This is a genomic window from Leyella lascolaii (assembly GCF_900079775.1).
Taxonomy (GTDB): Bacteria; Bacteroidota; Bacteroidia; order Bacteroidales; family Bacteroidaceae; genus Prevotella; species Prevotella lascolaii.
On record NZ_LT556038.1, the window covers coordinates 523,066 to 536,518 of the forward strand.

Annotated in this window: 10 protein-coding genes; all 10 read right to left on the reverse strand. The window is 50.2% G+C overall.

Annotation, left to right across the window (positions count from 1 at the left end; genetic code table 11):
• Positions 1 to 227: 227 nt before the first annotated feature.
• Entirely contained in the window at positions 228 to 797 is a 570-nt protein-coding gene (locus BN4609_RS07995; protein WP_021992831.1) for a helix-turn-helix domain-containing protein, read from the reverse strand.
• Positions 798 to 1,718: 921 nt separating this feature from the next.
• Positions 1,719 to 4,490 (reverse strand): phosphatidylinositol-specific phospholipase C domain-containing protein, encoded by a 2,772-nt coding sequence (locus tag BN4609_RS08000; RefSeq protein ID WP_164071611.1) that lies wholly within the window; start codon positions 4,488 to 4,490, stop codon positions 1,719 to 1,721.
• Between the two features lie 208 nt (positions 4,491 to 4,698).
• Complete coding sequence (locus BN4609_RS16510) at positions 4,699 to 4,929, reverse strand: hypothetical protein (protein ID WP_068856047.1); 231 nt, start codon at positions 4,927 to 4,929, stop codon at positions 4,699 to 4,701.
• A gap of 899 nt (positions 4,930 to 5,828) precedes the next feature.
• Positions 5,829 to 6,740 carry a TraB/GumN family protein gene (locus BN4609_RS08010; RefSeq protein ID WP_241033227.1) on the reverse strand — a complete coding sequence of 304 codons (912 nt, stop codon included), beginning with the start codon at positions 6,738 to 6,740 and terminating at the stop codon, positions 5,829 to 5,831.
• A 34-nt stretch (positions 6,741 to 6,774) separates the two neighbouring features.
• The gene (locus tag BN4609_RS08015) at positions 6,775 to 8,799 is read right to left on the reverse strand and encodes a M13 family metallopeptidase (RefSeq protein ID WP_068856049.1); all 2,025 of its coding nucleotides are present in this window, start codon (positions 8,797 to 8,799) and stop codon (positions 6,775 to 6,777) included.
• A 418-nt stretch (positions 8,800 to 9,217) separates the two neighbouring features.
• Positions 9,218 to 9,583 carry a GntR family transcriptional regulator gene (locus tag BN4609_RS08025; protein WP_021992167.1) on the reverse strand — a complete coding sequence of 122 codons (366 nt, stop codon included), beginning with the start codon at positions 9,581 to 9,583 and terminating at the stop codon, positions 9,218 to 9,220.
• Positions 9,580 to 10,455, reverse strand: a complete 876-nt coding sequence (locus BN4609_RS08030) for a hypothetical protein (RefSeq protein ID WP_068856053.1) — start codon at positions 10,453 to 10,455, stop codon at positions 9,580 to 9,582. The genes BN4609_RS08025 and BN4609_RS08030 overlap by 4 nt, the downstream gene beginning before the upstream one ends.
• A gap of 37 nt (positions 10,456 to 10,492) precedes the next feature.
• Positions 10,493 to 11,311: a hypothetical protein gene (locus BN4609_RS08035; protein WP_068856055.1), complete on the reverse strand. Its 819-nt coding sequence runs from the start codon at positions 11,309 to 11,311 to the stop codon at positions 10,493 to 10,495.
• A 37-nt stretch (positions 11,312 to 11,348) separates the two neighbouring features.
• The gene (locus BN4609_RS08040; RefSeq protein ID WP_068856057.1) at positions 11,349 to 12,167 is read right to left on the reverse strand and encodes an ABC transporter ATP-binding protein; all 819 of its coding nucleotides are present in this window, start codon (positions 12,165 to 12,167) and stop codon (positions 11,349 to 11,351) included.
• Between the two features lie 101 nt (positions 12,168 to 12,268).
• A complete protein-coding gene (locus BN4609_RS08045) occupies positions 12,269 to 12,763 on the reverse strand; it encodes a DUF3836 domain-containing protein (RefSeq protein WP_068856059.1) in 495 nt (164 codons plus the stop codon).
• Between the last annotated feature and the right edge of the window lie 690 nt (positions 12,764 to 13,453).

Genomic DNA, 13,453 nt, shown 5'->3' on the forward strand with positions numbered 1-13,453 from the left:
CCGAGCCGAAGCTTACTTTATGCAAAGGTAATGCAAACGAGCGGAATGAGAGCTTGCTCTCAAATTCCCGAGTGCAGCTTATCTTATACAAAGATAATGCAAGGCGAGTGCAACGGCAAGGAGGGAAAACGCAGTTTTACCGCACTTGACACTGCCGAGCCGAAGCTTATCTTATGCAAAGTTACACACCATCCCCCCTTATGCCGTTACAATATTATGGATATGGTTTATATTTCGTCGAGCGGTCTGAGCCGGTGTTCCTTCATCTCCTTAAACTGCGTGGGTGACAGTCCGGTCTGCGCCTTGAACTGCGCGCTGAGGTGCGCCACGCTCGAATAGCGGAGCTTGTCGGCTATCTCGCTTACCGTCATCTCATCATACGCCAGCAGTTCCTTCACCAGCTCTATCCGCTGTGCGAGATAATACTTCTCGATGCTTATGCCCCTCATCTCGGTGAACAGCTTGCTCAGCGCACTGTATTCCTTGTGGCACACATCCTGCAAGTAAGCCGACAGCTTTGCCTTTTCCTGATATTCGGGATGGCGCACATACTCTATCACTCCGACACGTATCTGCTCGATGACACGCATGCGCTTGTCGTCAATCACCTCAAACCCGTACTCCTCAAGCTCATGCCTTATCTTCCTTTTCGTCTCCTCCGCCAAAGCACCTGGCACCACCACCGTACCCAGATTAACACTCACAGGCGTCACGCCGTTGTTCACGAAGATGTCAGAGACGGTCATTATGCACCGTCTGCACACCATATTCTTTATGTATATTTTCTTTTCTTCCATAATGTATATATGTTATAAATAGCTTTTCAAAACCGATTGATATCATAATCCTCCCACATGTCCTGACTGACTGCGGCAAAACAGAGGCATGTCAGTAAGGACATATGTGCACCGCACAGTCAGATGAGTACAAAGATAATGCAAGGCGAGTGCAACGGCAAAGTGGGAAAACTGTGTTTTCACAACTTTGACACTGCCGAGCCGAAGCTTATCTTATACAAAGATAAAGAATATTCCACATATTGATAATTATACACTCAAAAAACAGAAACATCCGAACGCCTTACCGCATACTACAGTATTCCCTTTCACTCACACCGGCGCTAGCCAGTAGAGACGCAAAATCTTGCGTCTCACAAGCAACCCATCGCAAACACACACAATCAACAACACACCGATTAAAAGCGCATTTCCTCCTTGTGAGACGCAAAATCTTGCGTCTCTACTTTTCCTCCGACACAAATTCCAACCAACATTCCTCACCCTTAAACCGCAACGCGCCAGCCTGTAGAGACGCAAGATTTTGCGTCTCTACTTTTCCTCCGACACAAATTCCAACCAACATTCCTCACCCTTAAACCGCAACGCGCCAGCCAGTAGAGACGCAAAATCTTGCGTCTCACGAGCAACCCGTCGCAACCCATATACATTCCATAACCACTTATTTAATTACACTTTCAAATCGGGAGACGCAAGATTTTGCGTCTCTACTTTAGCAAACAGCGGATATTAATCTGCACCCGTCACCCCATCCCCACACCCTCCCCGCGCAACGCGATGACGGATTCCACATACAGACAACCGCCGCACGGCGGCTTCGCAATGAAACCATGCCGTGCGGCGGTTGCTATGTTGTCACGCATGAAGCGTACCGCCGGTGCCGGGATGACACATATCCCGGCAGTCCGGCAGCTCCGGTTATCAGTTTCCGGATGAGGTACGCAGTTTGCGTTTGAAGTTACTCTCGATGATGGCGTTGTTTATCTCGGTGGATATCTCCTGCCGTGCGCTGTTGAATCCGATGTACCGTGAATACGTAGTACTTACGTCAAACAAGAATCTCGGATTACCCTCGTCATCCTTTCCAGGCACAAAGTCGAAGTACACGATGCCGAAACGCTGGTTCTGGTGAGCCTGGATGAAGTCCCTCACAGGCTCGTGGGTGAGTTCGAATATCACGCTTCCCCATGCGTTCCAGTTTGCAGTGTAGCCCTGATTCTTCTTCTGGAAATGGTCTACATAAGCGAACGACGGAACGGCAGTTACGAACCAGCTGTCCTTATATTGCGGGTCGCCAGCCATCTTCAGGAAGTCGTTAGTGAGGAAAGACTTCAGTTCGTAGAGCGCGCCACCGTAATAATTAGACACAGCATTTGCCGGAGCGAAATCTTCCTTGAATGCGTCAGGCACCTTGAAGTATACGTTTGTTCCCCATGTGGGTCCCTCCTTATAGGTCTGATTGTCCTCATATGTACCGCGCTTACCTATGATCTCACGGTCGAGGAAATAGAATGTGGCGAAGTCGCCGGTGGACTTCTCGTTCGGCTTCACGGTGATCTTGTCGAACGCCACCTTCGCGTCAGGATTGTCCTTCAGGAACGCATAGCTGTTATACACGGCTCCGGAGGTCAGTCCTCCCGACTCGTCATAGTTCTTCATGCCCACTGCCGCCGCCTGGTCATGAGTATAGTTATAGTTCGGCATGTAAGAGTTCATATATCCGATACCCTCAATGCTTCTGCCATTTACCCTATAAGTATACGACGGGTCATCAGAGAACCAGTAGCCTTTGGTGTCGTCTCCGTTGCGGCGAACTATGAGCACGACCTTTCCTCTGGCATGTTTCATGTCCAGACCGTCGCGGAACCATGCCAGTCGGCTTCTCTCGTCGTCTATTCCCACTTTGGTGGTCTTGTCCGATCCAATGTTCCGCTTCGGGTCCATAAGATAGTCTCTCAGCTCGTTCAATGCTTTCTCCGAATTCTCAGCATTTCCATAAGCCACCTGTCTTCCCGTCATAATGATGACAGTCTCAGTAGGATGCTGGTCGAGCCAAGCCACCACTTGCTGAAGTATACCCATACGATTGCGGTCTCCATCATTGATAAGATAGAAAGTTTTTTCAGAACTTCCATAGTGGTCTACGTTTCCAGGCAATGTGCCATACACGCTCGGACGTATGTCCAAAGCCCTCACGCCGGCATTCAGCATATCATAGATGCATGCCACCTGCTTGGCATGTCGCTGTGCCTCAGCCCAGTTAGTACCTTCTATATTGCCATATACTTTGAAGTCAACCTGACCTGAGCTGTGCGCGCCAGGTATGTTGAGGTCTTTCAGCAGCACGTCGTCGTCCAGTCTGCCCATCCAGTCTAACGGACTGATTAACTTCACCCTCTTGCTTTCCAGCGCAATCTTTGTGCTCGGGATGATGATTCTCGTGTCAGGGTTGGGTGAGCCCGCACCGTAGGAAATCACATTGTCTGTGACCGACTCGTCGATGAGCCGGTCGTAAATCGGCACGATGTCCAGACCGTAATGTCCGCGCGCGAAGATGTATGGAGGGATGAAGGCGGTGAGAATGGCGCCCTGTCCCGATTCCAGTTCCTGTGTTTTGGAGAAACGCACCTCTATATACGGAGTGGTGTTGTCCTTCGACGGGTCGATATTGGAGTTTTCGTCAAGCGAGCCCATGTCGATGTCCTCATTTCCGGCTACGGTGCTGTGGTCGTAGGCATGGTCGATGTAGTTGCAGTTCACCATGCTCTTCTGCACTCCGTTCTGCTTATAGTTCAGAGTCTGATAGTTGAGCGTTATCTCGTCCGGGAACGCGATGCGCTTGCCGCTGGCGTCCTTCAGATAGATGCGCACGCCGCTCACTGTGACAGAGTTGGCGTCGCCCGTGCCTCTCACACCGATGTTGAGCGTCGTCATGATGGGCTTGAAATTGATGGTATGCGTTCCTTCGGTGGTTGTGTATACATCGCTCTCGCCCACCATGTAGCAGTTTTTCATGTCGGGTGTCGATGTCCACCATCCGTCATTGTTGTTTCCGGTGAGCTTGCACACCTGCTTCTTTGGCACGGTGACAGTGACGCGCGCCTTTTTCTGCTTGTCGAATGTGCCGCCCGGCATCACCGGGTTGAGAGCCTTGATGCCGCTTTCCCCGCCTATTGCGGGATAGGTGGCGTAGAAGCGGTATTCGTCTGCGTTGGCATACCACCTCATCGCAGGATTGTCGCCAGACGCCACCGTGATGCCCTGCAGTTGCACGTTGCCGGGGTTGTCGCCTATCACGTAGTTGTATTTTGCCAGCGTTCCGTCGCTGTTTGTGAGCACTTTGCCGGTGTTCTTGTCGCGTGCCACCTGTATGATGCTCATCTTGTCGCCTGCGTCCCAGTACAGAGAGAGGGCGCGCTGCATGTCGTCGTTTATGCCATAATGCACACGCATGGCTCCGTTGGAGCCTCCGGTGTTCGCTGTCTTGGTCCATGCGCTGAATATCTTTGCCGAAGCCTCGTCCACAACCTCAGGCTGGCTGCTGCTTGCGGAGAAGTCTACGGCTATTCCCGTGGTGGGAATATCGTCATTGAAAGTGCCCGGACCGACAGGTGTTACTTCCGGTTCGAGATCGTCTGTGCATGCAGTTGTCATCACACCTGCGAGCACAACAAATAATAGGTGTTTCCTCATTGTAGTTTCTTGTTTAATAATTCATTTTTGATAAAAACAGTGCCAGCGAGCGCAATGAGAACTTGTTCTCAGATTGCCGAGCGCAGCCTGTTTTATTTAAAAACAGTGCCAGCGAGCGCAATGAGAGCTTGCTATCAGATTGCCGAGCGCAGCCTGTTTTATAAAAAAAAACTGAAAAGCTTACGGCTTGAGCCCAAGTCGTGCCGGCTCACCAGCCTAACTCGAAGCCGGTATCTCCTCCTCCGTTCTCCTCATCGAAGACATCAGTGCTGCCGTCCTGGCTTCCCAGTCCGGCTCCAAAGCCTCCCACGGCATCACCTCCGGGAACATCCTCACTACCGTTTATGGGATTCTCCGGTCCCGAACCGGCGAGAATGGCAGGCATACCTACCGCTTCCAACACTGTAATCTCAGGTCGTTGATAATTCTTTTTGTTCATTATATCTATTTTTGTTTATAAAATAATTGGTCTGCATCGGTTTTACAGCCGTTGTAAAATAATTTTGAAATGATTTCAAAAAATATAATTTGTGCAAATGTATACAAAAAAAGGCATACCGACAATGCCTTTATGACGCTATTTTCGAGGCTTCGGAGATACGTTCAAAAGAAAAGGTAATACCCTCCAAACATACCGTTCCGAATTCCCGCATTTGGTCCAAAATGCTCAATATAAGGCGATTTTATTTTACTGATGAATTCATGCAAAAAGACCATGAATTTATTGTTATATACCGTATGACATATAACCACATCCCGACCACCCCTCATTACAACACCGCGCCATCCAGTAGAGACGCAAAATATTGCGTCTCACAAGCAACCCATAGCACAAACACGCATTTAATAACACACCGATAAAAAGCGCATTTTCTCCTCGGGAGACGCAAGATTTTGCGTCTCTACTTTTCCTACAGCACAAATATCAATCCACAATTCTTCCCCTGTCATAACATCGCGCCAGCCAGTAGAGACGCAAAATCTTGCGTCTCACGAGCAACCCATAGCAAGCCTCATCCATCCTAAAACACTGACATTAAAAACATACATTGCTCAGGAGACGCAAGATTTTGCGTCTCTACTTTAGCCGACAGCAATTTACTGCGCAATAATTTGACTGTATGCTCTTCATTCATCCTACACAATACAGTCATCACAATGGCTTCCGCCATTTGCCGGTGCAGCCCGCTACTATCTCAATAAAAACATAAAAACAACATGGATGACATCAGCGGCAAATACGGATAAAGGCGGATGAAGGGTCAGGGATATAAAAAACCTGCCGCAAAGACAGGCTTCACGGCAGGTATGAAAAAAATATCAGTGCGACAGGCAACGTCACTTCACAGCCTCAACTGTGTATCCGGCGTCCTTCAGAAGCTGAAGCACACCCTTCGGACCAGCCAGATGACCAGCCCCCAAAGCGAAGAACGTGGGTTTGGCAGCCATTATTGCCGGCATCTTCGCAGCCCAGTCGGCGTTGCGGTTGTCGATGAGCAGTGCCATCTCCTCGGGTGTCGCGTCACACGTGTTGCCGAGTTTCATGTCCATCGCCGCCTTCATCCCGTCAAGATTCTGGGCATAGAAGGCTTCCGTGATCTTCTCCATCATCTCCTCGTTGAACTCCAGATTGTCGAGGAAACACATGAGAAGCTCCACCTGACGCTTCAGAGGCACGCTCTTGTAGAGCAGCTGTGTCTGGAACGCCATGGTCTCCAGACCGCCCACAGGCTCGTTGTTGTTCTTTGCCTGAGCCTGGAAATACTGGTCGAAAGAGCTTGAGGGGTCATACTCGCCCATGTGTTTCTGCAGATAGAGAAGCACCGTGAGCTGCGTGTTGAGAGCCGCCGGGGAGAGCCGTCCCATCTGTGCGTTGACCTGCGGGTTGTCCAGTCCGACACTCATCATCTGCTTGATGAAGGCGTCGAGCTTCTTGTACTGTTCTGCAGAGAGCACCGTCTTCAGCGTCTTTCCGTCGGGAAGCATCATCGCCTCCTGCATCACCTTCAGACTGTCGGTATTGGTCATGACGTCCCACTTCACCTCACCGTACACCTGCTCAGTGTTTGTGAGGGCATCCTTCACGCCCGGTATCTTGTCGACGAAGCCCACATTGGCAAGATGGTGAGTGCCTATGATATAAGAAGGAGCCTTCAGGTCCTTACCGGAAATTTTGTAGAGAAGCTGTGCGTTGGCTCCGGTCACCGTGAATGCGGCAACGAGTGCCGCCGCGATAAATCTTTTAATCATAATATAAGCGGTTTGGTTTGTACTGTCGTTAATGTCACCAGATGTGGGCGCGCTTTGATTTCGGCACATACATCCTGTCGCCCTTCTTCACCTTGAAAGCGTCATACCAAGCGTCGATGTGAGGCAGCGCGGCGTTCACACGTGCTTTGTTGGGAGAGTGCGGGTCTACCTTCAGCAGATAGTCTGCCATCTCCGGGCTCGTGTTAGAAGCCCACACACGTCCCCAGGCAAGGAAGAAACGCTGCTCAGGCGTAAAACCGTCGATGACGGGCAGCTTCTTTGTCTTCATCAGATTGCTCATGGCGCGGAAGGCGATGTTCAGTCCTCCGTTGTCGCCGATGTTCTCTCCGAGGGTCAGCTTGCCGTTTATCTTCTTTCCGGGAGCCATCTCGTAGTTGCCGAAATAGTCTTCGAGCACCTTCGTGCGACGGTCGTAGTTAGCCTTGTCGGCGGCGGTCCACCAGTTGTTCTGGTTGCCGTCCTTGTCGAACTGGCATCCCTGGTCGTCGAAACCGTGGCTCATCTCGTGGCCTATCACGCCTCCTATGGCTCCGTAGTTCACCGCGTCGTCGGCGTCAGGATCGAAGAACGGCGGCTGAAGGATTGCCGCAGGGAAACATATCTCGTTGGTTGTGGGATTGTAGTAAGCGTTGACCGTCTGCGGTGTCATGTGCCACTCGCTCTTGTCGACCGGCTTGTTCACCTTGCGCTCTATATAGTCCTTTGTCATGAACTCAGACACACGGCATATGTTCTCATACAGAGAGAGCGACGGATCTATCTGCAATCCGGAGTAGTCACGCCACTTGTCGGGATAGCCTATCTTGATGATGAAGTTGTTGAGTTTGTCCTTTGCCTGATTCTTTGTGGCTTGCTCCATCCACGACGCCTCGTCGATGCGCTCGGCAAGGGCTGTCTGCAGGTTGTGCACAAGGGACAACATGCGCTGCTTGCTGCTCTCGGGGAAGTACTTCTCCACATAGAGCTTGCCTATCGCCTCGCCCATCACGTCGCTAACGATGCTCACCGCACGCTTCCAGCGGGGACGGTCTTCCTTGACGCCTGTGAGCACCTGACTGAACTTGAAGTAAGCGTTCCTGAAGTCATCGCCCAGCAGGCTTATCGCTCCTCCCAACGCCTTTGCCTCCGCATAAGTCTTCAGGTCGTCGAGAGACGTGTCCTCCAGTATGCGCTCCACCTCCTTCACAGGCTCCGGTTGTCCGAGATCCACCTCATCGAACGGCGGGAATCCCTGTGCGAGGAAAATGTTGCCCCAGTCTATTCCAGGATAGTCGGCGATGAGAGAGGCGTAGCTCATCTTGTGATAGTTGGCGTTGATGTCGCGCAGCTTCACCTTGTCGTAGCTGGCTTTCGCTATGCGTGTCTCTATGGCGAGGAGCACATCGGTTTTCTTCTGAGCCGTCTGCGAGTCGTCACCGGCAAGGCGGAAGAGCGTGGCGATGTATTCCTTGTATGCCTCGCGCACCTTAACGGTCTGCTCGTCGTCGTTGAGATAGTAGTCGCGGTCGCCCAGACCTATGCCGCCCTGCGATATTCCCACGATGTTCTGCGAGGCGTTGCGCTGGTCGGCACCCACACCGATGCCGAACATCATGGCTCCCACGCCCTGGCGGTCGAGCTGTGCCGTGACGAGCTGATACTCTTTCTTGTTCTTTATAGCCCTTATCTTCTCGAGCACAGGCATAAGCGGAGCCGCTCCCTCACGGTTGAGACGCACGCTGTCCATCAGCATGTTGTACAGGTCGCCTATCTTCTGTCCGAGCGTACCTTTGGGCTGGCTGGTGGAAGAGTACTCCTCTATCAATCCGCGGATGCGCTTCTGGTTCTGTTCCTCAAGGTCGACGAAAGCACCGTTTGAAGGGTGTTCGGCGTCGAGGGGATGCGCTTTCAACCAACCTCCGGCGGCATATTCGTAGAAGTCGTCACCGGGTTTGACGTTAAGATTCATGTTGGTTTTGTCGATACCCGACGTGAGATTCTGGGCACACGCTGCCGAGGCAATCATCGAGAACGACATCAGTAATGTTTTCGTATTCATATTCACTATATATTAATATGTGTCTTTATTTATGTGAGATAGCTTAATATATTTTGCAAAGATAATGACAACGAGAGGAGAGAGAGCTTGCTCTTTATCTCCCGAGTGCAGCTTATCTTATGCAAAGATAATGCAAGGTGAGTGCAACGGCAAGGTGGTGAGACAAAGTCTTACCAAGCTTGACACTGCCGAACCGCAGCTTATCTTATGCAAAGATAATGCAAGGTGAGTGCAACGGCAAGGTTGTGAGACAAAGTCTTACCAAGCTTGACACTGCCGAACCGCAGCTTATCTTATGCAAAGATAATGCCAACGAGAGCAATGAGAGCTTGCTCTTACATTGCCGAGTGCAGCTTATCTTATGCAAAATTAATAATATTGCTCATGTCATCACTATTTATCTGACAAAAATAACATATTATAAGCTTTCACCATAACGTTTCCATTCCGTCTCCACATCCTCAATGCCGACATCAAGGAGCCGCATGTTGCGGAACATGTCGGGCAGGATGTTCTCCATGAAATCCTTGCGGCGGGCATCCATGATGCGTTCTCGCGCACCGGCGGTGACGAAATATCCCAACCCACGTTTGTTGTATATTATACCGTCGCGCGCCAGATAGTCGTAAGCCTTCACGGCGGTGTTGGTGTTCACTTCGAGTTTCACGGCATACTCCCTCACGCTTGGTATGCGCTCGTCATCGGTGTAGACACCTGCGAGGATGTCGTCGCACAGACGGTCAGCCATCTGTATGTATATCGCTTTATCGTTGCTGAATGTCATATGTTCAAGAGTTTATTGTTTATTACCTGCATCCTTGTGAACACACGGAAGGAAAGCCGCACGAACACCACAATGCATACGAGCATCAGCGTAACCGGTATCCAGATGTTCACAGCCGGGACAATGAGATGTATCAACGCTGTAACCAAAGAGTATATAAGGCATGCGAACAACCACGAATGGCGGCGGAACAGCGAGCCCATAAGGAGAAAGGCAGACATGTCGAACAGATATTGCAGGACAAACCATACACCCAGAAAGTTTCCCGACTGCATGCCCGTGGCTGCAAAAGATGCGTATAACGACGAGTTGGGGAAAGACGTCTCAATATCTATTCCCATTGACTTTAACGCTCCGACGCCTTTAGAGGCAATGTCGGACAGCATGGATGCGGACGCCATGACATACGAGCCTATGTGCGTATCACCGAATATAAGCTTTATGAAAACCATCTGAAGCTGGTCTGCCAGCACGAAGGACACCACCGACATAAGCAGTCCGCCGAGGGCAACCATCACCACACGGGTGACATATTTCTCCATGTTGGACGCGGGAAGCATCATGTATGCTATGCGCTGTTGCTTTGTTCTCATGTTGCGGAACACCATACTTACGCCCACCATCATCACAAGCCAGTAGATGGATATGAAGATGAAAGACAAGCCTTTAGACAGTTTTTCCATCATGAGGACCTGCATACGGGCATCTCCGCCATACGCCATGTATGTCGCCTCACCGCCAATCGACAGGAATGTCATGAGGAATGTCATCAGCAAAGTTATTATTATCGTGGTGCGGATGGCGAATCCGCGTTCTTCCACAAGGCTCCATCTTGCGAGCCGCGCCGTTCTCGATATATTGAAATTGCTCATATTTTACATGTTTTTATTTGCCTGTCCGAATGGCGGATCAGATGTTTATCCATTTGTTGTTTATCACGTTGGTGCGTATGAAGAGTCTGTACGACGCCCAGTAGTTGAATATTGTGAGTACCAGGATAAACACTGCGGCAGTGTATCTGGCGGTAACCACCATTGCGATACTCGGACCCTCGTAATCCACCGTCGCCGCTGTCATTGCCAAAGCCATCTGTATGAACATCAGCACAATCGTTGTGAGGAGGAACGCATGACGGCGGAAGAACGCGCTTCCGAGTATGTAGAAGCTGTGAGTCCACATCATTGCAGTCACCATGAGGACAATGTTTGCGACGGTTTCTGCCGGGAGCGAGCTTATGAACCACATGAGACCCGGGTCATGAAACATAGGACCGGCAGCCAGCATACTTAAGATGCTGCTTGTGGGCGACCACCCCATAACGGTGTTGAACATCATCCTGATACAGTCGGCGGCGAAAAAAGCCAGTGTTATTACTACTCCCCAGCCCACCGTAACATAAATCCACCGCGAGAGATATTTCTCCATGTTCGACGCCGGATGCATCAGGAAAGCCGTCGCCTGACGCCTGTGACGGGTGCAGGCAAACATGGTGCTCGCCCCGAAATTAAAGCATGTGAGTCCCATCATCACACAGAACGAGAGCATTATTCCGCCGACGAAGTCAAAATCACCGTACCCACTATTGACGAACATCACCCCTGCCATGAACTCCTCGCACAAGAAGAAGGCTATCGTCATTACAATTCCCATACGCAGGAGGTTTCCTTTATTGTTCCCGTATGTCCACAAAAGCATCATGCGGAAACGTTTCCAGTCAAACTGTCTCATCTTTCCATTCTCCTTTCTTCCTTATGTTTCATTCCCGTCATTTGAGCATTCCTTTTGTCACAGCGTTGAAAAGGAGTTCCAGATTCACAGGTGTCTCCTCACGACTGCCACGGCGCGCCATGACGGCATTGCCCTGAATGGAGAACTCGGAGTATATAACGTCGTCGGTGGAATCGCCCGGACGGCGGGTCTCAAAGACATACTTGTCGCACACGTCGCCCACAGACTCGTCGAGAGCGACGCCGTTTCCGTCGAATATCACTATGTGGTCGAGCAGCGACTCCACGTCGTGCACCTGATGGGTGGATATTATCAGGGTGCGGTCCTCGGTCATGTTGTTTGCCACGACCTTACGGAACTGGCTCTTCGACGGTATGTCGAGTCCGTTCGTAGGCTCGTCCATGAGCAGCAGGCGTGTCCCTGCGGCAAGGGCGAAACTCATGTACACCTTCTTCTTCTGACCCATGGAAAGGGCGTTTAGCCTGAGTGTGAGGGGCAGTTCAAACTCGTTCAGACAGTTCTGAAGCACCTCGCGGCTGAACCGTGGATAGAAAGGCTCGTTCATGCGGACATACTCATCGAGGGTCGTGCGCGGCAGTTCAAACTCCTCGGGCACAAGGAATATCTCCTGAAGCATCTCCGCCTGACGGAGGCGCGCCTCCATTCCGTCCACCTTCACCGTCCCGCCCGACGGCTGGAGAAGTCCGCTTATCAGATAGAGCATAGTGCTCTTTCCCATGCCGTTCTTGCCGAGCAGACCGTAAATGCGGTTTTCCTCGAATTTAAGACTGAAGTCTTCGAACACGTTTCTTTTTGTTCCCGGATAACTGAATGTTATGTTGTCTACTGTTATCATGACCTTATATGTTTTTATGTTGTCTGTTAATGTTTATCTGAAATCTTTATTCCTTTGTTGATGTATGACTGTCACACTGCCGTTCCTTTCTTCTTTCCGTGTCATTTTACCGTCACATCCTGTGCGATATACCAGTCGGAGTGTGGCTGCATCACGAGCATGTTGTCGGCAAGCTCGTAGCCTTTCGCCTTGTCACACCATCTGTAAGTGTTCACCGCGGCGACGTTGCCCATCACCATCCTGTACTCCGTCTTCTCCTCAGCCTTGGCGTAAGCAGATGCCTTGGAGTCCCATCTCTGCAGTTCGAGCGTGTATCCCGCAGCGTCATATGTATAGTTCAGTCTGTATGACGGCTGCCACCTGCGTGACGAGGAGTTCCACTCCAGGGCTTCCTTCGACACCAGACGGTTGTCTGAGTCGTAAAGGAAGCGGTACTGAAGTTTCTGAGAGAGATATTTTTCCGAATTGTCATATACATTGATTGAGGCAACCTTGCCGTCCTGTATGTCGGCGTTGTAGAGATAACGGCTGCTTTCCGATCCGAGTGAATTGAAATACATTGCCATTACTGTTGCTGCTGTGATGATTGCGTCCATAGTCGTATAGTTTTTAATGTGTTATTGTTTGTTTTGTTGTTTTATTACTGTTATAGTGTATTACTTTAATAGTACACTGCAAATGTACGCTATTTTGCAATACGATGCAAGCTTTTCGGGACTTTTTTTATATAAAGACCGGATTTTGGCTTAGATTTAACGTTTGTTTACGAAAAACCGGGTCATATAGCGGGAAAATCACCCTTTCACCGGTGAAAAATACCTGCGGAAGCGGTTTCAGGCAGAACCAGCAACCTGACCTCATCCATATTTCGCGCTGATGTCTGACACACCGGCTTACGGTATTGCAAAAATAAGCGACGGATGATGACGTGACAAAACATGGAAAGGGACGGACGACGTGCGAGGAATCATATATATAATAAGGTGAGATAATATATATAATAAGGTGAGATAATATATATAATAAGGTGATGAACAGAAATAATGCGCACAGACCGTCCTCACATAATTACCGCGCCAGCCTGTAGAGACGCAAAATTTTGCGTCTCCCGTGCAATAACAGGATATTAACGACGACATACCACCATCCCTACACATTGCGCATATTTGTCTCTCACGAGCAACGGAAGCATGTTTCCACCGACATATAAACATGCATATATATATTGCGAAGGACTTGCTTGGGAGACGCAAGATTTTGCGTCTCTACTATAATACCAAGATGTG

Coding starts and splice junctions, on each gene's coding strand:
- BN4609_RS07995 (WP_021992831.1), bottom strand. CDS start 797: ATGGAAGAAAAGAAAATATACATAAAGAATATGGTGTGCAGACGGTGC.
- BN4609_RS08000 (WP_164071611.1), bottom strand. CDS start 4,490: ATGAGGAAACACCTATTATTTGTTGTGCTCGCAGGTGTGATGACAACT.
- BN4609_RS16510 (WP_068856047.1), bottom strand. CDS start 4,929: ATGAACAAAAAGAATTATCAACGACCTGAGATTACAGTGTTGGAAGCG.
- BN4609_RS08010 (WP_241033227.1), bottom strand. CDS start 6,740: ATGATTAAAAGATTTATCGCGGCGGCACTCGTTGCCGCATTCACGGTG.
- BN4609_RS08015 (WP_068856049.1), bottom strand. CDS start 8,799: ATGAATACGAAAACATTACTGATGTCGTTCTCGATGATTGCCTCGGCA.
- BN4609_RS08025 (WP_021992167.1), bottom strand. CDS start 9,583: ATGACATTCAGCAACGATAAAGCGATATACATACAGATGGCTGACCGT.
- BN4609_RS08030 (WP_068856053.1), bottom strand. CDS start 10,455: ATGAGCAATTTCAATATATCGAGAACGGCGCGGCTCGCAAGATGGAGC.
- BN4609_RS08035 (WP_068856055.1), bottom strand. CDS start 11,311: ATGAGACAGTTTGACTGGAAACGTTTCCGCATGATGCTTTTGTGGACA.
- BN4609_RS08040 (WP_068856057.1), bottom strand. CDS start 12,167: ATGATAACAGTAGACAACATAACATTCAGTTATCCGGGAACAAAAAGA.
- BN4609_RS08045 (WP_068856059.1), bottom strand. CDS start 12,763: ATGGACGCAATCATCACAGCAGCAACAGTAATGGCAATGTATTTCAAT.